Source organism: Kitasatospora sp. NPDC058218, assembly GCF_042882445.1.
In the GTDB taxonomy this organism is placed as follows: domain Bacteria; phylum Actinomycetota; class Actinomycetes; order Streptomycetales; family Streptomycetaceae; genus Kitasatospora.
In genome coordinates, this window is record NZ_JBHVWC010000067.1 from 33,131 (window position 1) to 55,843 (window position 22,713).

At 72.9% G+C, this 22,713-nt stretch carries 16 protein-coding genes; 11 read left to right on the plus strand and 5 right to left on the minus strand.

The window, feature by feature from the left end:
• Positions 1 to 15: 15 nt before the first annotated feature.
• Complete coding sequence (locus ACFVYI_RS34120) at positions 16 to 396, plus strand: nucleotide pyrophosphohydrolase (RefSeq protein WP_387892752.1); 381 nt, start codon at positions 16 to 18, stop codon at positions 394 to 396.
• 252 nt (positions 397 to 648) lie between these two features.
• Positions 649 to 1,320: a DUF6099 family protein gene (locus ACFVYI_RS34125; RefSeq protein ID WP_387892753.1), complete on the plus strand. Its 672-nt coding sequence runs from the start codon at positions 649 to 651 to the stop codon at positions 1,318 to 1,320.
• Here ACFVYI_RS34125 and ACFVYI_RS34130 read toward each other — a convergent pair.
• Positions 1,266 to 1,514 (minus strand): hypothetical protein, encoded by a 249-nt coding sequence (locus tag ACFVYI_RS34130; RefSeq protein ID WP_387892755.1) that lies wholly within the window; start codon positions 1,512 to 1,514, stop codon positions 1,266 to 1,268. The genes ACFVYI_RS34125 and ACFVYI_RS34130 overlap by 55 nt on opposite strands.
• Before the next feature lie 717 nt (positions 1,515 to 2,231).
• Entirely contained in the window at positions 2,232 to 3,221 is a 990-nt protein-coding gene (dapD, locus tag ACFVYI_RS34135; RefSeq protein ID WP_387892757.1) for a 2,3,4,5-tetrahydropyridine-2,6-dicarboxylate N-succinyltransferase, read from the minus strand.
• Between the two features lie 216 nt (positions 3,222 to 3,437).
• Here dapD and ACFVYI_RS34140 point away from each other — a divergent pair, with 216 nt between their 5' ends.
• The 3 genes from ACFVYI_RS34140 to argF all read left to right on the plus strand — a co-directional run bounded on the left by ACFVYI_RS34140 (position 3,438) and on the right by argF (position 9,073).
• Complete coding sequence (locus tag ACFVYI_RS34140) at positions 3,438 to 5,039, plus strand: 3' terminal RNA ribose 2'-O-methyltransferase Hen1 (protein WP_387892759.1); 1,602 nt, start codon at positions 3,438 to 3,440, stop codon at positions 5,037 to 5,039.
• Positions 5,036 to 7,732: a polynucleotide kinase-phosphatase gene (locus ACFVYI_RS34145; protein ID WP_387892760.1), complete on the plus strand. Its 2,697-nt coding sequence runs from the start codon at positions 5,036 to 5,038 to the stop codon at positions 7,730 to 7,732. Before ACFVYI_RS34140 ends, ACFVYI_RS34145 begins: the two co-directional genes overlap by 4 nt.
• Positions 7,733 to 8,071: 339 nt before the next feature.
• Positions 8,072 to 9,073, plus strand: a complete 1,002-nt coding sequence (argF, locus tag ACFVYI_RS34150; protein WP_387892762.1) for an ornithine carbamoyltransferase — start codon at positions 8,072 to 8,074, stop codon at positions 9,071 to 9,073.
• A gap of 30 nt (positions 9,074 to 9,103) precedes the next feature.
• Here argF and ACFVYI_RS34155 read toward each other — a convergent pair whose 3' ends face one another.
• Positions 9,104 to 9,691 (minus strand): superoxide dismutase family protein, encoded by a 588-nt coding sequence (locus ACFVYI_RS34155; protein WP_387892763.1) that lies wholly within the window; start codon positions 9,689 to 9,691, stop codon positions 9,104 to 9,106.
• Between the two features lie 380 nt (positions 9,692 to 10,071).
• Between ACFVYI_RS34155 and acnA the strand changes: the two genes are divergently transcribed.
• Positions 10,072 to 12,717 carry an aconitate hydratase AcnA gene (acnA, locus tag ACFVYI_RS34160; protein ID WP_387892765.1) on the plus strand — a complete coding sequence of 882 codons (2,646 nt, stop codon included), beginning with the start codon at positions 10,072 to 10,074 and terminating at the stop codon, positions 12,715 to 12,717.
• A gap of 173 nt (positions 12,718 to 12,890) precedes the next feature.
• Complete coding sequence (locus ACFVYI_RS34165) at positions 12,891 to 14,198, plus strand: glycoside hydrolase family 18 protein (protein ID WP_387892766.1); 1,308 nt, start codon at positions 12,891 to 12,893, stop codon at positions 14,196 to 14,198.
• Between the two features lie 72 nt (positions 14,199 to 14,270).
• Here the strand turns inward: ACFVYI_RS34165 and pepN are convergent, their stop codons facing one another.
• Complete coding sequence (gene pepN, locus ACFVYI_RS34170; protein ID WP_387892768.1) at positions 14,271 to 16,844, minus strand: aminopeptidase N; 2,574 nt, start codon at positions 16,842 to 16,844, stop codon at positions 14,271 to 14,273.
• Positions 16,845 to 17,065: 221 nt separating this feature from the next.
• Between pepN and ACFVYI_RS34175 the strand changes: the two genes are divergently transcribed.
• Positions 17,066 to 17,698 carry a DsbA family protein gene (locus tag ACFVYI_RS34175; RefSeq protein WP_387892770.1) on the plus strand — a complete coding sequence of 211 codons (633 nt, stop codon included), beginning with the start codon at positions 17,066 to 17,068 and terminating at the stop codon, positions 17,696 to 17,698.
• Positions 17,699 to 17,798: 100 nt separating this feature from the next.
• Here the strand turns inward: ACFVYI_RS34175 and ACFVYI_RS34180 are convergent, their stop codons facing one another.
• Entirely contained in the window at positions 17,799 to 19,214 is a 1,416-nt protein-coding gene (locus tag ACFVYI_RS34180; protein ID WP_387892772.1) for an amino acid permease, read from the minus strand.
• A gap of 359 nt (positions 19,215 to 19,573) precedes the next feature.
• On the opposite strand from ACFVYI_RS34180, the gene ACFVYI_RS34185 reads away from it, so the two are divergent.
• From ACFVYI_RS34185 to ACFVYI_RS34195, 3 genes are all read left to right on the plus strand, one after another.
• Positions 19,574 to 20,188, plus strand: a complete 615-nt coding sequence (locus ACFVYI_RS34185; RefSeq protein ID WP_387892774.1) for a biotin transporter BioY — start codon at positions 19,574 to 19,576, stop codon at positions 20,186 to 20,188.
• A gap of 161 nt (positions 20,189 to 20,349) precedes the next feature.
• A complete protein-coding gene (locus ACFVYI_RS34190; protein WP_387892776.1) occupies positions 20,350 to 20,835 on the plus strand; it encodes a ribose-5-phosphate isomerase in 486 nt (161 codons plus the stop codon).
• Positions 20,836 to 21,149: 314 nt separating this feature from the next.
• Positions 21,150 to 22,379, plus strand: coding sequence for a PP2C family protein-serine/threonine phosphatase (locus tag ACFVYI_RS34195; protein WP_387892778.1), 1,230 nt, complete (start codon positions 21,150 to 21,152; stop codon positions 22,377 to 22,379).
• Positions 22,380 to 22,713 lie beyond the last annotated feature (334 nt).

The following is a 22,713-nucleotide window of genomic DNA, read 5'->3' on the forward strand; positions in this document are numbered from 1 at the left end:
GGTAGACCTGGGCGGGTGAGCGAACGAGAGACGGAACCTGCGGACCCGACCCTGGAGAGCCTGCGGCAGCGGCTGACGGAGTTCGCCGCGGCGCGCCGCTGGGAGCCCTTCCACACGCCCAAGAACCTGGCCGCGGCGCTGACCGTGGAGGCCGGGGAGCTGCTGGAGATCTTCCAGTGGCTCACCCCCGAGCAGGCCGCCTCGGTGATGTCCGAACCGGACACTGCGCACCGGGTGCGGGACGAGGTCGCCGACGTCCTCGCGTACCTGCTGCAGTTCTGCACGGCGGTGGGCGTGGACCCGCTGACCGCCCTGGCCGCCAAGATCGAGCGCAACGAGCTGCGCTTCCCGGCACCCGGGGGCGGGGCGCGGCCGGGGGCGGGGCCCGGGGCCTGAGCCTCGGCCGGGGCCTGGGGGAGGGTGCCGTCGGCCCGTGCGTCGGCCCCGGCGCCCGGGCGGTGTCAACCGGGGGAGGGGCGACCAACCCCTGCGAGGGACAAGAGTTGTCCACAGCCCCGGGGTTGTCCACAGCTTCCGAAGAGGTGGCCGCGCCGATCCCTTCGTCGGCGCACGCTTTCGCCGTGACCAGGTGCCCACTCGTCGCACGACCGGGTGAGCACGGTGAGAACGTGTGGAAGGGGTCCTCCGATGGAGGCGCTGCGACTGATCAAGACGACCCGGCACGCCCTGGCCGAGGCCAGGAACGTGCCCGACGTGCTGCTGGAGGCGCGGCAGGCTGCGCTGCTCACCGAGGCGGTGGGCGCCCGGCTGGCGGAGCTGGACGAGGCCGGGCCGGACGACCCCGAGCTGGCCGGCCTCGGCCAGCAGCTGGCCGAGGCCGGTGCCCACGCGGCCGGGTGTCTCGACCGGTCCTCGGGTGACTCGTCCGCCCTGCTGGGGCTGGGCATCGGTGGGCGCGCCGGGCGGCTGACCGAGCTCGGGGCCGTCGGCCCCGCCCTGGAGGAGCTCCTCGGCCTGCTCCAGGACGTCGGCGAGACGCTCGTGGTGCTGGCCTGCGGAGCCGAGACCGAGAGCCTCTACTGGACGTGCATCGACGGGGTCGATGCCGGCTCCGAGTGCAAGGACGTGGTGGGCCGGCTGCGGGAGGCCGTCCGACGGGCCGAGAGCGGTGCGGAGGCGGCGGGTGGTGCGGTCGCTCCACCGCCGCCCCCGGTACCGGCGGCCGAACCGGGATCGCCCTTACTGGTGGTCCGGCTCGGCCCGCCGGGGGACGGCGGGCCGGGGCGGGAGGCCCTGCGGCCGGACTACCGGATGCCGGGCCCGGCCGGTGCGCCGGAGGTGTCCGTGCCGGTGGGGTAGGCGGCCGGGGCGGTGCTCCGCGCACCTGACGACCGCAGGTCGGCGAGGTCCGCGGTCACCGAGGCGAGCAGCTCCTGCATCTGTTCCAACAGACTCTTCGGGGTGGCGGTGCAGGCCGGCCCTCCGGCAGCCGACCGTGCGGGGTTGCTGGGGGACTGCGGCGCGGCAGGTGCCTCGGACCAGGGTTCGGACATGAGGGGACCTCTTCGGATCGGTGGTGCGGCATCAGGCGGTCGGCGACAGGCCGGCCGGCGAAGCGGGGTTGCTGCGGCGCCTCGCCGGCGGGTCCGACGCCCCGCCGCAGCAACCAACGAACCCGCTGCGGACGGGTCACCGGCCACCACCCGATGCGGTCCAACTCCCGTCGGCGGTAAGCCTCCCGGGTGAGCCGGGGTTGCCGCCGGGGAGCCGCCTCGGCTAGGCGCCGGCCGGTGCGGCCCCCGGGGGGAGCCGAGGCGGGTGCGGGGCCGAGCCCGGGCCGGTACACCGGTTCCTGTTCACCTGGGCCGGTCCGCCGGTCCGCCGGTCCGCCGGTCCGCCGGTCCGCCGGTCCGCCGGTCCGTCGGCTCTCGGTTCTCGGTGCCTGGCCGCCCAGGGCCCGGCCGCTGATGCGGCTCCACGTGCCCGGACCGATGTGCCCGGACCGATGCGCGCGAGTCGGTGACTGCGGTCTGCGCAGGGTCGACGGGTGGGGCTGCGCGGCACGGGTCCACCGGTGGCAGGGCTGTCCGGCGCCGGCCCGGCACGGTGCCGGGCAGCGGGGGAGAGGGCCTCGGGGAGGCGAGGAGTGGGAGGGGTGGGGGTGGGCCCCGAAGCCGGGCAGAAGCGAACCCGGGAAAGTCCCCCCAGAACAGCCGAAAGCCCCGGCGCCGCCGAAGCGGCGCCGGGGCCCGAGACCTCGAAGGAGGCGATCAGTTGTGCGCGTGCAGCTCGGCGTTCAGACCGCCCCAGGAGCCGGAGCGGGCGATGACCTCGACCGTGCCGGTCTGCGAGTTGCGGCGGAAGAGCAGGTTGTCCTGGCCGGACAGCTCCACCGCCTTCGCCACCTTGCCGTCCGGGGTGGTCACCCGGGTGCCGGCGGTGACGTAGAGGCCGGCCTCGACCACGCAGTCGTTGCCCAGCGAGATGCCGATGCCGGCGTTGGCGCCGAGCAGGCAGCGCTCGCCGACCGCGACGACCTGCTTGCCGCCGCCCGACAGGGTGCCCATGATCGAGGAGCCGCCGCCGATGTCGCTGTGGTCACCGACCACGACGCCCGCGCTGATCCGGCCCTCCACCATGGAGGTGCCCAGGGTGCCGGCGTTGAAGTTGACGAAGCCCTCGTGCATCACGGTGGTGCCGACGGCCAGGTGCGCGCCGAGCCGGACGCGGTCGGCGTGCGCGATGCGCACGCCGGAGGGGGCGACGTAGTCGGTCATCCGGGGGAACTTGTCGATCCCGTACACGGCGAGCTGGCCGCCCTGGGCGCGGACCGCCAGGCGGGCCTGCTCGACCTTGTCCACCTGCACCGGGCCGATGCTGGTCCACGCCACGTTGGCGAGCAGCCCGAACAGGCCGTCCAGGTTCTGGCCGTGCGGCTGCACCAGACGGTGGCTCAGCAGGTGCAGGCGCAGGTAGGCGTCGTGCGCGTCGATCGGCTTCTCGTCGAGCGAGGCGATCGTGGTGCGCACGGCGACCACCTCGACGCCGCGGCGCGCGTCGGCGCGCAGCGCCTCGGCGGCCCCGGCGCCCAGCTCGGTCTCGGCCTGCTCGGCGGTCAGGCGGACGGTGCCGGCCGGGCCGGGCTCGGCGGCCAGCACGGGGGCGGGGTACCAGGTGTCGAGGATGGTGCCGTCGGCGGCGATGGTGGCCAGACCGGCAGCGACGGCGCCGCTTGCGAGGGAGGTGGATTCTGCAGTCACATCGTGCACGTTAACGAATGCGGGCCGCCGGTGCCGAACACGCTCACCGTGCGGACGGGGCGGCGGGCCGTCCCGGGCCGCGACGGCGCTGCGGCCGGCGGCGGCGGAGACGCGTGCCGCGGCAGGTCACCGCAGGGGTCCGCCAGGGGGCCGTGCCGCTCCCGGCCGCGCAAAACCCGGTGCTCGGCGGGCGGGTGCTGGGCAATACTCGGGCTGGTGTTCATGTCGATCTCCACCACCGGTACTGCCGAGAGCCCGGCCACCGACCTCGGTTTCCTGCTGCACAAGCACCCCGGCAAGGTCCAGCGGTTCGGGACGTCGCACGGCGAGGCCCACGTCTTCTACCCGGAGGCGGGCGACGAGCTCTGCACGGCCGCGCTGCTGCTCGACATCGACCCGATCGCGCTGGTCCGCAGGGGCCGGGGCAAGGGTCGGGGCGGCTCGCCGGACTTCGCGCTCGCGCAGTACGTCAACGACCGCCCCTACGCCGCGTCCTCGCTGCTCGCGGTGGCCCTGCGGACGGTGTTCCGCACGGCGATGAAGGGTGTCTGCGAGACCCGCCCCGGGCTGGCCGACCGGCCCCGGCCGCTGCGGATCGCGCTGCCCGCCGTGCCCGCCAACGGCGCGGGCGAGGGCGGCGGGCCGGCGATGGTGGCCCGGCTCTTCGAGCCGCTGGGCTGGCAGGTCGAGGCGGTGGCGATCCCGCTGGACGAGTCGTTCCCCGAGTGGGGCGAGTCCCGCTACGTGCGGATCGAGCTGGCCTCCGCCACCGTCCGCCTCGCCGACGCGCTCCAGCAGCTCTACGTCCTGCTGCCGGTGCTCGACGGTGCCAAGCACTACTGGGTCGCCCCGGACGAGGTCGACAAGCTGCTCGCCGCCGGCGAGGGCTGGCTGGCCGATCACCCGGAGCAGGCCCTGATCGCCCGTCGGTACCTCGCGCGACGCTGGTCGCTCACCCGGACCGCGATCGAGCGCCTGGAGCTGGCCCGGCTCGCCGAGGCCGACGACCGCGAGGTCGAGGAGATCGATAACGCGGTCGAGGACACCGACCGTTCCGAGCCCGGGGCGGCGGACCGGCCCGGAGCCGAGCCGGCCGGGGAGGGACCGGCGCAGGACGGGGCCCCGTCGAAGCAGCCCTCGCTCGCCGAACAGCGCCGGGAGGCGATCCTGGCCGCCCTGCGCGAGGTCGGGGCGGCCCGGGTGGCCGACCTCGGCTGCGGGCAGGGCGAGCTGATCGGCGCGCTGCTCAAGGACGCCCGGATCACCGAGGTGCTCGGCGTGGACGTGTCCGCCCGGGCGCTGTCGGCGGCCGCCCGCAAGCTGCGGTTGGAGCGGATGCCGGAGCGTCAGGCAGCCCGGGTCAAGCTGGTCCAGGGCGCGCTGACGTACACCGACGCGCGGCTGAAGGGCTTCGACGCGGCGGTGCTCTGCGAGGTGATCGAGCATCTGGACCTGCCCCGGTTGCCGGCCCTGGAGTACGCGGTACTCGGGGCGGCCCGTCCGGCGGCGGTCGTCGTGACCACGCCGAACGCCGAGTACAACGTCCGTTGGGAGAGCCTGCCGGCCGGCCACGTCCGGCATGCCGACCACCGCTTCGAGTGGGATCGTGAGCAGTTCCGCGCCTGGGCCGAGCGGGTGGCGCGGACGTACGGCTACACCGTCGTGATCCGTCCGGTCGGACCGGAGGACCCTGAAGTGGGGCCGCCGACCCAGCTCGCGCTGTTCCGCATCGGCACCACGCCCGAGCCCACGACCGAGCCCCCGGCCACCGACGACGCACCTGTCCGCACGACGCCCGAAGGGGGCGAGCCCCGATGACGACCGACGACGACGCACAGTCCCCGAGCCCCACCGGGGCCACACCCACCGAGCCGGCCGCCATCGAGCCGGCCGCCATCGAGCCAGCCAACGCCCCCGCCCCCGCCTCCGCCCCCGTGAAGGCGCGCCGCCTCCCGGTGACCGACGTCTCCCTCGTCGTCCTGATCGGCACCAGCGGCGCGGGCAAGTCCAGCTTCGCCCGCAAGCACTTCCTGCCCACCCAGGTGATCTCCTCCGACTTCTGCCGCGGCCTGGTGGCCGACGACGAGAACGACCAGTCCGCCTCCGCCGAGGCCTTCGACGTACTGCACTACATCGTCGGCAAGCGCCTGGCCGCCGGCCGGCTGACCGTCGTGGATGCGACCAACGTCCAGTCGGAGGCCCGCAAGCAGCTGGTCCGGATCGCCCGCGACCACGACGTGCTGCCGATCGCGATCGTGCTGGACGTCCCGCCGGGCGTCTGCGCCGAGCGCAACCGGTCCCGGCCCGACCGCCAGCTGCCCGCGCACGTGGTCCCGCGCCAGCACCGCGAGCTGCGCCGTTCCGTGCGGGGTCTGGAGCGCGAGGGCTTCCGCAAGGTGCACGTCCTGCGTGGCGAGGCCGAGGTCGAGGCCGCCGAGATCGTGCCGGAGAAGCGCTTCAACGACCTGCGCCACCTCACCGGCCCGTTCGACATCGTGGGGGACATCCACGGCTGCCGCTCCGAGCTGGAGACCCTGCTCACCCGTCTCGGCTACGCCCTCGCGCGGGACGACGCCGGCCGCCCGGTGGACGCCGTCCACCCCGAGGGCCGCACCGCCGTCTTCGTCGGCGACCTGGTCGACCGCGGCCCGGACACGCCGGGTGTGCTGCGCCTGGTGATGGGCATGGTCGCGGCCGGCCACGCGGTCTGCGTGCCGGGCAACCACGAGAACAAGCTCGGCCGCGCGATGGACGGCAAGAAGGTCACCGTCTCGCACGGCCTCCAGGAGTCGCTGGACCAGCTGGCGGGGGAGTCGGAGGAGTTCCGTGCCGAGGTCCGGGCGTTCATGCGCGGCCTGGTCAGCCACTACCTGCTGGACGGCGGCGCCCTGGTGGTCTGCCACGCGGGCCTGCCGGAGAAGTACCACGGCCGGGCCTCCGGCCGGGTCCGCTCGCACGCGCTGTACGGGGACACCACCGGTGAGACCGACGAGTACGGCCTGCCGGTGCGCTACCCGTGGGCGGAGGAGTACCGCGGTAAGGCCCTGGTGGTCTACGGCCACACGCCGGTGCCGGTGGCGAGCTTCCTCAACAACACCATCTGCCTGGACACCGGCTGTGTCTTCGGCGGCAGCCTGACCGCGCTGCGCTACCCGGAGCGCGAGCTGGTGAGCGTCGAGGCGGAGCAGGAGTGGTACGCGCCGGTCCGGCCGATGAGCACGGACGCGCCGGGCTCGCGCGAGGGCCGTCCGCTGGACCTCGCGGACGTGGCCGGCCGTCGGGTGGTCGAGACCGCGCTGCACGGCCGGATCGCCGTTCGGGAGGAGAACGCGGCGGCCGCGCTGGAGGTGATGAGCCGGTTCGCGATCGACCCCCGGCTGCTCGCCTATCTGCCACCGACCATGGCGCCGAGCGCGACCTCGCGCCGTCCCGGCTACCTGGAACACCCGGAGGAGGCCTTCTTCGCCTACCGCGAGGACGGCGTCCGCCAGGTGATCTGCGAGGAGAAGCACATGGGCTCCCGCGCGGTGGTGCTGGTGGCCCGGGACGACACGGCGCTGGAGAAGCGGTTCGGGCTGGCCGGCCCGGGGGCGATCTGGACCCGCACCGGTCGGGCGTTCCTCGGTGACGACGGCCTGACCGCCGCCGTCCTGGGCCGGTTGCGGGCCGCGGCGGAGCGCTCCGGGCTCTTCGACGAGCTGCGGACCGGCTGGCTGCTGCTGGACGCCGAGCTGATGCCGTGGTCCCTCAAGGCCACCGAACTGCTGCGCCGCCAGTACGCGGCGGTCGGTGCGGCGGCGCGCGCGGCGCTGCCGCAGGTGCTCACCGCACTGGAGCGGGCGGCCGACCGCGGGCTCGACCTCTCCGCGTTGACGGCCCGCCAGCGGCGGCGCGCCGCCGACGCTCAGGCGTTCACCGAGGCGTACCGGCGGTACTGCTGGCCGACCGAGGGCCTGTCGGGCATCCGGCTGGCGCCGTTCCAGGTGCTGGCAGCCGAGGGGGCGAACCTCGCGGTGCGCCCGCACGACGAGCACCTCGCCTGGATCGACGGCCTGGTCGACGCCGACCACGCGGCCGAGCCGCAGGCCCCGGTCCTGCACCGGACCGGCCGGCTGCTGGTGGACACCGGTGACGAGGCGTCCGTCGCCGCGGCCGTCGCCTGGTGGGAGGAGCTCACCGGGGCGGGCGGTGAGGGCATGGTGGTCAAGCCGCTGGCGTCGCCGGCCCGGGGCAAGGCCGGGGAGGGTCGCCCGGGCGGGCTGATCCAGCCCGGGGTCAAGGTCCGCGGCCGCGAGTACCTGCGGATCATCTACGGGCCGGACTACACCGAGTACCTGGACCAGCTGCGGCAGCGCTTCCTCGGGCACAAGCGCTCGCTGGCGCTGCGCGAGTACGCGCTCGGTCTGGAGGCGCTGGACCGGCTGGCGGCGGGTGAGCCGCTCTGGCGGGTGCACGAGCCGGTCTTCGCCGTCCTCGCGCTGGAGTCCGAGCCGGTCGACCCCCGGCTCTAGGCAGGTCGCTTCCGGGAGACCCCCGGCCCCTCTCTTGGGCCGGGGGTCTCCCCGGGCCGGCCGCCTTCCGGGGCGGGCCCCGCCAGGAGGACGCCGGGAGGGCCCCGCGGTCACCCCGTGGGGCCCTCCCCGGTCCCGGCCCGGTACCGTCGCCGGTCCCGGCACGTCCCGAGGCAGTGGAGCCCTGAAGCGCCCGGGCTCGCCGGCCTCCCCGGCCCCGAAGCCCGGGGCGCGCAACCCCTGCCACGCCGAGGCATCGCGAAGTCTTTGCATAGAAATTCCGAGCATCGTATATAATTGCCACTTCGCCGTTTGTCCACGTCACCCCAGGAGCCCGGCATGGCGTTCAACCTCCGGAACAGGCACTTCCTCAAGGAGCTCGACTTCACTCCCCAGGAGTTCCGCTTCCTGGTGGACCTCGCCGCCCGGCTCAAGGCGGCGAAGTACGCGGGCACCGAGCAGCCCCGGCTGCGCGGCAAGAACATCGCGCTGATCTTCGAGAAGACCTCCACCCGGACGCGCTGCGCCTTCGAGGTCGCCGCCCACGACCAGGGCGCCACCACCACGTACCTGGACCCGTCCGGTTCGCAGATCGGCCACAAGGAGTCGATCAAGGACACCGCGCGGGTGCTCGGCCGGATGTTCGACGGCATCGAGTACCGGGGGCACGGTCAGGAGGTCGTCGAGGAGCTGGCCGCCCATGCCGGCGTCCCGGTCTGGAACGGCCTGACCGACGAGTGGCACCCCACCCAGCTGCTCGCCGATGTGCTGACCATCCAGGAGCACACCACCAAGCCGCTGAACGAGGTGGCCCTCGCCTACCTCGGCGACGCCCGCTCCAACATGGGCAACTCGCTGCTGGTCACCGGCGCCCTGCTCGGCATGGACGTCCGGATCGTCGCGCCCCGGGCGCTCTGGCCCGCCGAGGACGTCCGGAAGGCGGCCGACGTACTCGCCGAGTCGACCGGCGCCCGGATCACCCTCACCGAGGACGTCGACGCGGGCGTGGCCGGCGCCGACTTCCTCTACACCGACGTCTGGGTCTCGATGGGCGAGCCCAAGGAGGTCTGGGTCGAGCGGATCGAGCTGCTCAAGCCGTACCAGGTGTCGATGGACACCGTCCGGGCGACCGGCAACCCGGCCGTGAAGTTCCTGCACTGCCTGCCCGCCTTCCACGACCTGGGCACGGTGGTCGGGCGGCAGCTGCACGAGACGACCGGGATGGCCGAGCTGGAGTGCACCGACGAGCTGTTCGAGTCGAAGCACTCCATCGTCTTCGACCAGGCGGAGAACCGCCTGCACACCATCAAGGCCGTGCTGGTCGCGACCCTCGGGGCCTGAGGCCCGGGCCGGCCCGGCCCGGGCGGTGCGTCACGGTGTCAGCTTCACGCAGGCGGCCCGGTCGCCCGCGGCGTGCCGGCCCGCCGGGGTGCCCGCATGGAGGACCACCGAGCGGGCCTCGCCCGGCCGGGGGTGCCAGGCCACCGAGGCGGCGGCCGCGCCGGTGCCCCGGCCGTCGGTGCGCAGCGTCAGCCGCAGCTCGTTGCGGTCGTTGGCGTAGGCGGGATCGGTGGACGGCTGCACCGGGTCCGCGACGTGCTGGTAGTGCGGGCCGGAGGCGGCCGGATCGGACCCGCACGTGCCGGTGTGCAGGTGTGCCGGGAACTCGTGGTCCGGGGCGAGTCCGGCCGTGGTCAGGGTCAGCAGCGTCCGCCCGGGGACCGAGCGGTCGACCACCACGCGGACGTGCGAGCCGTACGGCACCAGGTCCGCGGCGTGGCTGATCGCGGTCGGTGGGACGAAGGCCGAGGCCGGGTCGAAGTCGGCCTCGACCACCGAGACCAGCGGGCCCCCGGAGCCCTGGGCGGCCTGGGCGGGGGAGGTGGCCGGGGCGGCCGCGGCGGCGGTGGGCGCCAGCAGGGCGAGCGGGAGCAGGGCGGCGGCGATCGGACTGGGCATCGGCGGGCCTTCCAGGGGCAGACGGAGCGGGACGCCCTGCTCAACGGCGGCCCGTGCCGAACGGACACCCCCGGGACGCGCCCGGTCCCCCGGGGGACCGTCCACCGTTGGATGTCTGCCCTTGGGGGCCTCGTCACGGGGGGTTCGAAAGGGATGTGCCGGGCGCGGGCAGCGTGGAGGTGGTGCCGACGTGGCGGACGCGCCGCCATGCACTATGGTTTATCTCGACATCGAGATAACTGCCCATTACTATATATCTCGACATCAAGATACTTGCCGAGAGGCGCTCACCGGCGGTGCGGGCAAGGTTGGCCTAAGTAAGGCTGACCTTACCACCGTGGCGGCCGGATACCGCACGAAGCACCTAGAAGGAGTCAGTCGTGTCCGCGAACAGCTTCGACGCCCGCAGCTCGCTGCAGGTGGGCGACGAGTCGTACGAGATCTTCAAGCTCTCCGCCGTCGAGGGTTCCAAGCGGCTGCCCTACAGCCTCAAGGTGCTGCTGGAGAACCTGCTCCGCACGGAGGACGGCGCGAACATCACCGCCGACCACATCCGCGCGCTCGGCAACTGGGACGCCGACGCCCAGCCGAGCCAGGAGATCCAGTTCACTCCGGCCCGTGTGATCATGCAGGACTTCACCGGTGTGCCGTGCGTGGTCGACCTCGCCACCATGCGTGAGGCCGTCAAGGAGCTGGGCGGCGACCCGGCCAAGATCAACCCGCTGGCCCCGGCCGAGCTGGTCATCGACCACTCCGTCATCGCCGACAAGTTCGGCACCCCGGACGCCTTCGTCCAGAACGTCGAGATCGAGTACGGCCGCAACAAGGAGCGCTACCAGTTCCTGCGCTGGGGCCAGACCGCGTTCGACGAGTTCAAGGTCGTCCCGCCCGGCACCGGCATCGTCCACCAGGTGAACATCGAGCACCTGGCCCGCACCATCATGGTCCGGGGCGGCCAGGCCTACCCCGACACCTGCGTCGGCACCGACTCGCACACCACCATGGTCAACGGCCTGGGCGTGCTGGGCTGGGGCGTCGGCGGCATCGAGGCCGAGGCCGCGATGCTCGGCCAGCCGGTCTCCATGCTGATCCCGCGCGTGGTCGGCTTCAAGCTCAACGGCCAGCTGCCGGCCGGCACCACCGCCACCGACCTGGTGCTCACCATCACCGAGATGCTGCGCAAGCACGGTGTGGTCGGCAAGTTCGTCGAGTTCTACGGCGAGGGCGTCACCGCGATCCCGCTGGCCAACCGCGCCACCATCGGCAACATGTCGCCGGAGTTCGGCTCGACCTGTGCGATCTTCCCGATCGACGCCGAGACCATCAGCTACCTGAAGCTCACCGGCCGCAGCGAGCAGCAGCTCGCCCTGGTCGAGGCGTACGCCAAGGAGCAGGGCCTCTGGCACGACCCGTCGGTCGAGCCGGTCTACTCCGAGTACCTGGAGCTGGACGTCTCCACCGTCGTCCCGTCGATCTCCGGCCCGAAGCGCCCGCAGGACCGCGTGATCCTGGCCGAGGCCGCCACCAAGTTCGCCGAGGCGCTGCCGACCTACTCGGCCGAGGCCTCGAAGCCGACCGCGGTGACCGCCCCCGACGGTTCGACCTACGAGATCGACAACGGCGCGGTCGTGATCGCCTCGATCACCTCCTGCACCAACACCTCCAACCCCTCCGTCATGCTGGGCGCCGCCCTGCTGGCGAAGAAGGCCGTGGAGAAGGGCCTGACCGTCAAGCCCTGGGTCAAGACCACCCTGGCCCCCGGGTCCAAGGTCGTCATGGACTACTACGAGAAGGCCGGCCTGCTCCCGTACATGGAGAAGCTGGGCTTCAACCTGGTCGGCTACGGCTGCGTCACCTGCATCGGCAACTCGGGCCCGCTGCCCGAGGAGGTCTCGGCCGCCGTCAACGAGTCCGACCTGGCGGTCGTCTCGGTGCTCTCCGGCAACCGCAACTTCGAGGGCCGGATCAACCCCGACGTCAAGATGAACTACCTGGCCTCCCCGCCGCTGGTGGTCGCCTACGCCCTCGCGGGCAACATGAACATCGACATCACCCGCGACGCGCTGGGCCAGGACGCCGACGGCAACGACGTCTTCCTCGCCGACATCTGGCCGTCCGAGAAGGAGGTCGCCGACACCGTCGCCGGCTCCATCGACGAGGCCATGTTCGACAAGGGCTACCAGGACGTCTTCGCCGGTGACCACCGCTGGCAGTCGCTCCCCGTCCCGACCGGCAACACCTTCGAGTGGGACGCCGAGTCCACCTACGTCCGCAAGCCCCCGTACTTCGAGGGCATGGCCAAGACCCCGAGCCCGGTGACCGACATCGCCGGCGCCCGCGTCCTGGCCAAGCTGGGCGACTCGGTCACCACCGACCACATCTCCCCGGCCGGCAACATCAAGCCGGGCACCCCGGCGGCGCAGTACCTGACCGCCAACGGTGTGGAGAAGCGCGACTTCAACTCGTACGGCTCGCGCCGTGGCAACCACGAGGTGATGATCCGCGGCACCTTCGCCAACATCCGTCTGCGCAACCAGATCGCGCCGGGCACCGAGGGCGGCTACACCCGCGACTTCACCCAGGCCGACGCGCCGGTGTCGTTCATCTACGACGCCTCGCAGAACTACCAGGCCGCCGGCACCCCGCTGGTCGTCCTGGCCGGCAAGGAGTACGGCTCGGGCTCGTCCCGCGACTGGGCCGCCAAGGGCACCGCGCTGCTGGGCGTGAAGGCCGTCATCGCCGAGTCCTACGAGCGCATCCACCGCTCGAACCTGATCGGCATGGGCGTCCTGCCGCTGCAGTTCCCGGAGGGCCAGAACGCCGAGTCCCTCGGCCTGACCGGCGAGGAGACCTTCTCCTTCACCGGTGTGACCGAGCTCAACGAGGGCCGCACCCCGGCGACCGTCAAGGTCAAGGCCGGCGAGGTCGAGTTCGACGCGGTCGTGCGCATCGACACCCCCGGCGAGGCGGACTACTACCGCAACGGCGGCATCCTGCAGTACGTGCTGCGCAGCCTGATCGGCTGATCACCGCACGGGCGGCGGGGCCGAGGCCCCGCCGGTAAAGAGACAGTCAAGAGGCCGGATCGCGTCAACGCGGTCCGGCCTCTTGTATGTCCGGACCGAATGGACTAAACCTCTGTTTCAGCTTGGTCCAGACCATTTGACGCTGAATCAGAGAAAGCCGCAGGTCTTCTCCCATGCGCATGTTCAGTCGCACCGCCGCCCTCATCGCCGCCGCCACGGTGGCCGCCGCCCTCGCGGCCCCCACGGCCCAGGCCCACGACCGTGACCACGGCCCGAAGCTGAAGGGGCAGCGGGTCGGCTACTTCACCCAGTGGGGCGCCGACAGCTCCGCGAAGCGGGTGCAGGAGTCCGGTCAGGCCGAGAAGCTCACCGTCATCAACTACGCCTTCGGCAACGTCTCCGCCGAGGGCACCTGCTTCGAGTCCAACGAGGCCGGCCAGGGCGACGCCCTGAACGACTACCAGCGCCCGTTCTCCGCCGCCGAGTCGGTGGACGGCGTGGCCGACCGCCCCGGCCAGAAGCTCAAGGGCCACTTCAACCAGCTGCGCAAGCTCAAGGCCGAGAACCCGCAACTGAAGACGGTGATCTCGCTCGGCGGGTGGAGCTGGTCCAAGTACTTCTCGGACGCCGCCGCCACCGAGGAGTCCCGCAAGAAGTTCGTCTCCTCCTGCATCGACCTGTACATCAAGGGCAACCTGCCCCAGCTCGGCACCGCCGAGGGCGGCAAGGGCGTCGCGGCCGGTGTCTTCGACGGCATCGACCTCGACTGGGAGTACCCGGGCGGCGGCGGTGACGCCGGCAACGTGGTGCGGCCCGAGGACGGCCGCAACTTCACCCTGCTGGTGCAGGAGTTCCGGCGCCAGCTGGACCAGCTCGGCGGCCGCAAGGGCCCGCACTACCTGCTGACCGCGGCGGTGGCCGCCAACGAGACCGTGGCCGCCCGGCTGGAGCTGCCCACGCTCTCGCGCTCGATCGACTGGCTCAATCTGATGACCTACGACCTGCACGGTCCGTGGGAGGGCACCGGCCCGGCCGCCCACCACGCCAACCTGTACTCCGACCCCAAGGACCCGTCGCCGCTGCAGCGCAGCGCGGACAAGGCGGTCGACTTCTACGCCCAGCACGGTCTGCCGGGCTCCAAGACCGTGCTCGGCGTGCCGTTCTACGCCCACGGCTGGACCGGGGTGCCGGCCGGCAAGCAGGGCGGCCTGTACCAGCCGGCCACCGGGGCCACCGCCGACTTCACCTACAACGAGGTCTCCCGGCTGCCCGGCAAGGTCTACACCGACCGTGACCACGGCGCGTCCTGGAAGTACGACGGCACCACCTTCTACAGCTACGACAACGCCGAGGTGCTCACCCAGAAGGCCCGCTACACCCGGTGGAACGACCTGGCCGGGGTGATGGTCTGGTCGCTGGACGGTGACGACGCCGACGGCAGCGCGCTCGCCGCCCTGGACCGCGGCCTCCAGCGCGGCTGACCGGCACGACACGCCGGAGCCCCCCGCCGCGCGAGCACGCGCGGCGGGGGGCTCCGGTGCGGACGGGGTGCCTCAGGCGCGGTCGCAGGCCTGCGCCCGCAGCGCCCGGGCCAGGTCGTCCCGGCGCTCCAGCACGAGCCGGCGCAGCGCGGGGGCCGCGTCCGGGTGGCCGGCCAGCCAGGCGTCCGCCTCGGCCAGCGTCTCCTCGCTGATCTGGGCGTGCGGGAAGAAGCCGCCGACGATCCGCATCGCGATCTCGATGGTCCGCTCGGACCAGACCCGCTCCAGCAGCTTGAAGTACGGCGCCGCGTACAGCGCGGTCAGGTCGCGGTGCGCGGGCAGCGCGAAGCCGGCGATGTTCGCCTCGACCAGCGCGTTGGGCAGTTCGTCCGAGTCGATCACGGCGGACCAGGCGGCGGCCTTGGCCTCCGGGGTCGGCCGGGCGGCCAGGCACTGGGTGTACTGGCGCTTGCCGCTGGCGGTGTTGTCGGCCGACAGCTCCTCGGCGAGCTCCTCGTCCGAGGCCTGGCCGGCCGCGGCCAGCGCCAGCCAGAGCGCCCAGCGCAGCTCCTGGTCGACGTCCAGGCCGTCGATCCGGGCGGTGCCGGCGAGCAGGCCGCGGACCAGGCCCAGGTGCTCGGAGCCGTTGGCGGTCTGTGCCAGGAAGCGGGCCCAGGCCAGCTGGTGGTCGCTGCCGGGGGCGGCGGCGCGCAGCTCGCGCAGCGCGCCGTCGGCCAGCAGTCGGCCGCCCTCGCCGCGCCAGGCCGGGTCGGCGTACAGGTCGACGGCGCCCTTGGCCTGCAGGTGCAGCGACTGCAGCACGCCGATGTTGGACTCCTGCCCGGCGAAGCGCAGCACCAGGGCGATGTAGTCGCGGGCCGGCATCAGGCCGTCCCGGGTCAGGTTCCACACCGCGGACCAGGCGAGCGCCCGGGCCAGGTCGCCGTCGATGTCGCCGAGGCCGGCGCGCAGCGTCTCCAGCGACTCGGTGTCGAAGCGGATCTTGCAGTACGTCAGGTCGTCGTCGTTCAGCAGCACCAGCGCGGGCCGGGCCCGGCCGACGGCCTCGGCGACGACGGTGCGGGCACCGGTGACGTCCAGCTCGATCCGCTCGGTGCGCACCAGGGCGCCGTCGGCGTCCCGGTCGTAGAGGCCGACGGCGATCCGGTGCGGGCGCAGGGTGGCGCCGTTCCCGGCGTCCTGGAGGACGGCGAGTTCGGTGATCCGGCCCTCGGCGTCCACGGTGACCTGCGGGGTCAGCGAGTTGACGCCGGCGGTCTGCAGCCAGGCGGCGGCCCAGGACTTGAGGTCGCGGCCGCTGGTCTCCTCCAGGATGTCCAGCAGGTCGGCGAGTTCGGTGTTGCCGAAGGCGTGCCGCTCGAAGTAGCGGCGGGCGCCCTCGAAGAAGGCCTCCGAACCGGCGTACGCCACCAGCTGCTTGAGCACCGAGGCGCCCTTGGCGTAGGTGATGCCGTCGAAGTTGAGCTTGGCGTCCTCCAGGTCCCGGATGTCCGCGGTGATCGGGTGCGTGGTCGGGAACTGGTCCTGCCGGTAGGCCCAGGCCTTGCGCTGGTTGGCGAAGGTGACCCAGGCGGAGGAGTAGCGGGTACGGGCGCCGATCAGCGCGTAGGAGCCCATGAAGTCGGCGAACGACTCCTTCAGCCACAGGTCGTCCCACCAGCGCATGGTGACCAGATCGCCGAACCACATGTGCGCCATCTCGTGCAGGATGACGTTGGCCCGGCCCTCGTAGGCGGCGTCGGTGACCTTCGAGCGGAAGATGAACTCCTCGCGGAAGGTGACGCAGCCCGGGTTCTCCATCGCGCCGATGTTGTACTCGGGCACGAAGGCCTGGTCGTACTTGCCGAACGGGTACGGGTAGTCGAACTCCTCGTGGAAGAAGTCGAGCCCGAGCTTGGTGACGCCGAGGATCTCGTCGGAGTCGAAGTAGGGCGCGAGCGACTTGCGGCACAGCGCGGCGAGCGGGATCTCCAGGGTGGTGCCGTCGGCCAGCGCGCGGCTGTAGTGGTCGGTGGCCACGTGGTACGGGCCGGCGACCACGGCGGTGAGGTAGGTGGAGATCGGCTGCGTCGGCGCGAACCGCCAGGTGCGGGCGGTGCCTTCGGTGCTCACCTGCTCGTGCACGGCGTTGGACCGGACGTCCCAGGCGGCGGGCGCGGTGACGGTGAAGGAGAACGGGGCCTTCAGGTCGGGCTGCTCGAAGGTGGCGAACACCCGGCGGGCATCGGCCGGCTCGTAGTGGGTGTAGAGGTAGGTCTCGCCGTCCACCGGGTCGGTGAAGCGGTGCAGGCCCTCGCCGGTGCGGCTGTACGCGCAGTCGGCGTCCACCACGAGGACGTTCTGCTCCGCGAGGCCGTCGACGTGCACCCGGGCGCCGTCGAAGGCGGTGGCCGGGTCGAGCGCGCGGCCGTTCAGGGTGACCGCGCGGACGGCGCTCGCCAGCAGGTCGAGGAAGGTCGAGGCGCCCGGCTCGGTACAGCGGAAGGCGATCGTGGTGGTGGAGCGGAAGGTGGCGGCCGCCGGGTCGGGGGCCGAGGTCACGTCCAGCCGGACCTGGTAACTGTCCACGGCCAGGATGCTGGCCCGCTGCTGGGCTTCGTCGCGGCTCAGGTTCTTGCCCGGCACGGCGGTACTCCTTTGTCCGGCTCGCACGGTGGTGCGGTGTTCACTGGTGCGGTGGGGTGCTGCGGGTTGTGGTGCTGCGGGGGCATCCTTTCACGCCCTCCGCGCCGGTACCATTGCACAAACCGGGGCGCCGGTTCGGAATCAGCGGCGCCCCGCGGGTGTTCGGGATCGGGTGGACCCCTCGTCGGGGCCGCCCCGCATCTCACCGAAGGACGACAGCCGTGACGACTGCCGCTGAGCGCAAGACCGCCGACTTCTGGTTCGACCCGGCCTGCCCGTGGGCCTGGATGACGTCCCGCTGGCTGATCGAGGTCCAGCAGCTGCGCCCGGTGGACGTGAACTGGCACGTGATGAGTCTGTCGGTGCTGAACGAGCACCGCGACCTCCCGCAGGACTACCGCGAGCTGCTGGACAGCGCCTGGGGCCCGGTCCGGGTCTGCATCGCCGCCGCCCAGCAGCACGGCGACGAGGTGCTCGGGCGGCTCTACACCGAGCTGGGCACCCGCTTCCACAACCAGGGCCTGCCCCGGACCCGCGAGACCGTCGAGGCGGCGCTGGTCGCGGCGGGCCTGCCGGCCGAGCTGGCGGACGCCGCCGACACCGACGCGTACGACGAGGCCCTGCGCGCCTCGCACAAGGAGGGCATCACCCTGGTCGGCGAGGACGTCGGCACCCCGGTGATCGCGGTCGAGGGCGCGGACGGCGAGCGGGTGGCCTTCTTCGGCCCCGTGGTCACCCCGGCCCCGCGCGGCGAGGCCGCCGCCCGGCTCTGGGACGGCACCCTGCTGGTCGCGTCGACCCCGGGCTTCTACGAGATCAAGCGCACCCGCACCGCGGGCCCGTCCTTCGAGTAGGCGCGTCCGTACCGCTGCCGCGGCCCCGTCCTCCCGGGCGGGGCCGCGGCAGCACGAAGGGCCCGGTACCGCCGAGCGGTACCGGGCCCTCGCGCGTGTCCTAACGGGTGGCGGCGGCGTCCCGGCGCTGCTTGACCAGGCCGGCCGCGACGAGCAGCGCGACGAGCACACCGGCCGCGTACAGCTGCTGCCGGTTGCCCTCGGTGGTGGTCATCAGCGCCAGGATGCCGACCACGGCGGCCATCGCGATCCAGGTCAGGTACGGGAAGCCCCACATCCGGACGGTGAGCAGCTCGGGCGTCTCGCGCTCCAGTCGCCGGCGCATCCGCAACTGGACGACGCAGATGAAGAACCAGACCACCAGGATGGCGACGCCGGTGGTGTTCATCAGCCAGGTGAAGACGGTGTCGGGCCAGAACTTGGAGGCCAGCACCGCGCCGAAGCCGAACAGGCAGGAGGCGACCACGGCCAGCCGCGGCACCCCGCCGCTGACCTTGGCCAGCGCCTTCGGACCCTGGCCGCGGGAGACCAGCGAGTACGCCATCCGGGAGGAGCCGTAGATGTTGGCGTTCATCGCGGAGAGCAGGGCGATCAGCACCACGGCCTCCATGATGGTGCCGGCGCCGGGCACGCCCAGGTGCTGCAGGACGGTCACGTAGGGGCCGTTCTCGACGACCGACGGGTCCTTCCAGGAGACCAGGGTGACGACCAGGGCCATCGAGCCGATGTAGAAGATCGCGATGCGCCAGACGGCCGTGCGCACCGCGTTGGCGACGTTGCGCTTGGGGTCGTCGGACTCGGCGGCGGCGATGGTGACGGTCTCCAGACCGCCGTAGGCGAACACCGAGGCGAGCAGACCGACGATCAGCCCGCTGACGCCGGTGGGCAGGAAGCCGCCCTGGCCGGTGAGGTTCTCGGTGCCGGGGGCGCCGGGGCCGAGCACCCCGGCGACGCCGAGCGTGCCGAGCACCAGGAAGGCGATGATCGCGGCGACCTTGATGGTGGCGAACCAGAACTCGAACTCGCCGAAGTTCTTCACCGCGGTGAGGTTGCTGGCGCAGAAGAAGACCATGAAGAGGCCGACCCAGACCCAGGCGGAGACGCCGGGGATCCAGCCGTTGACGATCTTTCCGGCGGCGGTAGCCTCGGCCGCGACGCCGCAGCAGAGCATCACCCAGTACATCCAGCCGGCGGTGATCCCGGCCCACGGGCCGACCTCCTTCTCGGCGTGGACCGAGAAGGAACCGGACGCCGGGCGGGCCGCCGACATCTCGCCGAGCATGCGCATGATCAGCATGACCAGGAGGCCGGAGAGCGTGAAAGCCAGGATGATGGCGGGCCCGGCCGCCGCGATGCCCGCCCCGGAGCCGACGAAGAGACCGGCGCCGATGACCCCGCCGAGCGCGATCATCGAGAGGTGGCGCTGCTTCAGGCCGTGCGAGAGCTGCTGCCCACCGGCCGGCGCATCGGTGGTGGAGGTCGTCCCGGGCGCCGAGGGCGCGGAGGTACGGGCCATGAGGAGGGAATCCAGACTGTTCGGAATGCGGTGCGAGTTGCCCAATATCCGGGGGCACTGCTGTCCATGCCAAGAATGACGGGGCCGGGCCCACGATGCGGACCGGATCGTGACGGGAAATGGCCGAATTGGTCACATTCCGTGGCCGCGAGGGGGTCGGACCCGACAATGACCGGCTCCGGGGCTTTGTCCGGTTCCCTGACGGTGTCGGCGACGATCAGCGCGTAGGTTCACAGATGTTCACTCACCTGATCATCAGAGCCACCTGATCATCCGATCACCTGATCCAAACGCTCACCCGATCGTCCGACTCGCCCGATCACCCGATCGCCGACCGTCCCCGTGCGGAGGAACCCCCGATGGCCACTGCCAGCACCCCGACTGCCAGCACCCCGATACTGAGCCGCGCCGTCCTGGCCGACCTGTTGCCCGCCGCGTCCGGCCGGTTCGGCGCCCAGGCCCGTGACCTCGCCCTGGTGACCGGCGGCGCCGCCCTCACCGGCCTGGCCGCCCAGTTCTCGGTGAGCGTCCACGGCTCCCCGGTGCCGGTCACCGGCCAGACCTTCGCCGCCCTGCTGGTCGGCACCGCGCTCGGCGCCCGCCGCGGCATCGCCTCGCTCGGCCTCTACCTGCTGGCCGGCATGGCGGGCCTGCCCTGGTTCGCCGAGGGCGCCTCCGGCTGGTCGATCCCCACGCTCGGCTACATGATCGGCTTCGTCCTCGCGGCCGCGCTCACCGGCGCGCTGGCCCGCCGGGGCGCCGACCGGACCCCGCTGAACACCGCCGCCACGATGGCCCTCGGCACCCTCGCCATCTACGCCGTCGGCGTGCCGTACCTCGCCTTCTCGCTGGACGTCCCGCTGGCCCGCGCCGCCGAACTGGGTCTCTACCCGTACCTGGTCGGCGACGCGCTGAAGGCCGTCCTCGCGGCCGGCGCCCTGCCGCTCGCCTGGAAGCTGCTCGGGAAGCGCTGAATCTTCTTGGGCCTCGGCTCGCCTCCGGGGTGCTCGCTCGGTTCTGGCCCTCGGCTGAGTGGGCCCGGCTCGCTCGGATTCCGGGCCTCGGCCGGGTGGGCCCGGCTCGCTCGGCCGCCCCCTGCGCGGACCCGGTGCGCGCGCATGCCACACTCATGGGCATGCGCGTGTACCTGGGCTCGGACCATGCCGGATACGAACTGAAGAACCACCTCGTGGAGTGGCTCAAGGAGGCCGGCCACGAGCCGGTCGACTGCGGGCCGCACATCTACGACGCGGCCGACGACTACCCGCCGTTCTGCCTGCGGGCCGCCGAGCGCACCGCCGCCGACCCGGAGGCGCTGGGCGTCGTGATCGGCGGTTCGGGCAACGGTGAGGCGATCGCCGCCAACAAGGTCAAGGGCGTCCGTGCCGCACTGGCCTGGAGCGAGCAGACCGCCTCGCTCGGCCGCGAGCACAACAACGCCAACGTGATCTCCGTCGGTGGCCGGATGCACACCCAGGAGGAGGCCACCCGCTTCGTCGAGGTCTTCCTCAACACCCCGTACAGCGGCGACGACCGGCACACCCGCCGGATCACGATGCTGAGCGAGTACGAGACCACCGGCGAGCTCCCGCCGATCCCGGCCCACCACCCGCAGGTCTGACCCACCCCCTCGACCGCTCCCGCCGGCCGGCCGCGCTCCCCAGCGCGGCCGGCCGGCGCGTCTGTCGGCATCCGCGCCGTCCTGTGTGATCGGCCACAGCGCCCGCCCTCCCCGGCCGGCGCGTGGACCGCCCCGCGCGCGGGGCGCGTGCGCGGCCCGCGTGGTTCGTACGCCCAACCGCCGTACGCTTCCTGACGCAGCGGCCGACACCCGCCGCGATCGGCCGAAACCCGCTGACGCGCCCGCGCCACGGCGACGCCGCCCGTGTCCGAGCCGTCGACGCCGACCCGCACCGGTGGATATGGTCGGTCCCCATGGCTGGCAGACCGCCGGGCGAAACGCCCCAGACGACTGCGACGAGGCCCGGCGCCGCCACGGTGCCCGACCCCGTGACGGCCCGGTTGCGCAAGAAGCTCCGCCGGGTCCGCCGAAGGCTGCGCACCGCCGGTGTCGACTACTTCCGCGGCGGCGCCGCCGACTGGCCGGTGCTCTGCGTGCTGGCCCTGCTGGTCCCGCTGCTGATCCTGCTCAACATCTGGATCCCGGCCTGGGCCCCGCCCACCTCCCTGGTCCTGCCGATCCTGGCCGCGGCCCTGCTGCTGCGCCCCGGCAGCCTGGTGGTGCTCTACGCGCTGGCCGCGCTCGGGCTCTCCGCCGAGTCCGTGATCCACACCGGCCAGCGGGTCGCCAGCGCCGACCCGGACGCCTACACCTACGGCGTCACCCCCGGCGCCGCGCTGGTGGTCGGTGCGGCCGGGGTCGGCGGCCTGCTGCTGGCCCAGTTCCGCAGCCGGGTCGGGGTCCCCTGGTGGGGCGGCTCGACCATGCTCTTCGACCTGCGCGAGCGGCTGCGGGTGCAGAGCCGCGTCCCGGAGCTGCCGGACGGCTGGCACGCCGACATGGCGCTGCGCCCGGCCGGCGGGCAGTCCTTCTCCGGGGACTTCGTGGTCGCCGCCAGGACCGGCCCCGCCCAGCGGGTGCTGGAGGTGGTCCTGGCGGACGTCTCCGGCAAGGGCATGGACGCCGGCTCGCGCGCCCTGCTGCTCTCCGGGGCCTTCGGCGGCCTGGTCGGCTCGTTGCCCGCGCACGACTTCCTGCCCGCGGCCAACGGGTACCTGCTCCGCCAGTCCTGGGAGGAGGGCTTCGCCACCGCCGTCCACCTGGTCCTCGACCTGGACACGGGGGAGTACGAGCTGCTCTCGGCGGGCCACCTGCCCGGGATGCAGCGGCTCGCGGGCGCCGGGCGCTGGGAGATCAAGGAGACCACCGAGGGGCCGTTGCTCGGCATCTACGACGGCGCCAAGTTCGAGGGCGTGCGCGGCCGGCTGAACCGCGGCGACGTCCTGATGCTCTGCACCGACGGCATGGTCGAGGCGCCCGGCCGGGACCTCTCCGACGGGATGGACCGGCTGATGGGCGAGGCCGACCGGCTGGTCCCCGGTGGCGGTCCGGCCGCCGGTGTGGGTGCCGCCGCCCGGCTGATCGAGACGGTCGCCCGGGACATCAACGACGACCGCGCCGTCCTGCTGCTCTGGCGCGACTGACACCGACGGCCGCCCGCACCGCCCGTCCGGACCGCGTCCGCCCGGTCGGCCCGGGTCCGCCGGGAGCCCACCCGCCGCAGGCCCCTCCACCGGGTCCGCCGGTCCCCTCACCGGGCCGTTTCCCCCGGTATCCGCGCCCGCGGTGCCCGGGCACATGCCGCAGGCAGCTGCTGTCAAGCCTGGGAGCTGATCTTCAGCCATTTCCGAGCCGCCGTCACCGGAGCGGACCAGCCCGTTCCGGTCCGACCCGCCGGGCGTTTCCCGGCCGCTCAGCGGCGCCCCACCGACGATTCGTCAGAACGCCTCCGCTATCGTCTCGGTCGGCGGAAACTCG